We start from the raw sequence: 760 nt of genomic DNA, 5'->3' as shown, positions 1-760 counted from the left end.
TTTATAATACACCGGGCCCGCACACCCCGCAACTGCTGCAACTGCTGCTGGCGCGCCGCGGCCACACGATGACGGCCGTCGGCGACGGTGCCGCCGTCGTCGAGATCGCGGCCCGCGAGCGCTTCGACGTCATCCTGATGGATTTCCAGATGCCGACGCTGGACGGTCTCACCGCCACGCGCATGATCCGCGAACAGGAAGCCGCCGGCGGCCGGACGCGCGTGCCGGTCATCGCCATGACCGCCAGCGTGCTGGCCGAGCACCGCCGCGCCAGCGTCGAGGCGGGCATGGACGGCTTCGCGACCAAGCCGGTCGACTGGTTCGCGCTGTCGCACGAGATCGCGCGCGTGCTGGGCCTCGGCCCCGGCCACCAAGCGGACGACCTGCCGGCGCAGGAACGCCAGACCCTCAACCGCCACGCCGGCCTGCGCCGCTGGAGCGACAAGGAAGACGCGTGGCTGGAAGCCCTCGCCCACTTCGCCGCCCAGCACGACGGCCTCGGCGCCACGCTCGCGGCCCAAGCCACGGCGGCCGACTACCGCGCGCTGCGCATGCACGCGCACAAGGTGCGCGGCGTCGCCGCCAACCTCGGCCTGGAACTGCTGGCCGATGCGCTGGCCAGGCTGGAAGGCCTCGTCGACGGCGACAGCGGCAAGCTGTATCCCGCCGCCGAGCCCACGCTGGAAGCGTCGCTGGACGACCTCTGCGGCCTGCTCGACGCCGCGCTGGACGCGATCCGCGCCGCCCTGCCCCAGCCGGC

At 73.2% G+C, this 760-nt stretch carries 1 protein-coding gene; it reads left to right on the top strand.

Features of this window, described 5'->3' with window-relative positions; all coding sequences use genetic code 11:
- Positions 1–760 (top strand): response regulator (locus ACEN88_RS33250; protein ID WP_413346580.1); only part of this gene is annotated, 760 nt, incomplete at both ends.

Origin of the sequence: Massilia sp. CT11-108, from assembly GCF_047302915.1 — a bacterium.
Taxonomy (GTDB): Bacteria; Pseudomonadota; Gammaproteobacteria; order Burkholderiales; family Burkholderiaceae_D; genus Telluria; species Telluria orientalis.
Note: the sequence above shows the minus strand (reverse complement) of the source record. Positions and strands in the feature narration are given on the sequence as shown.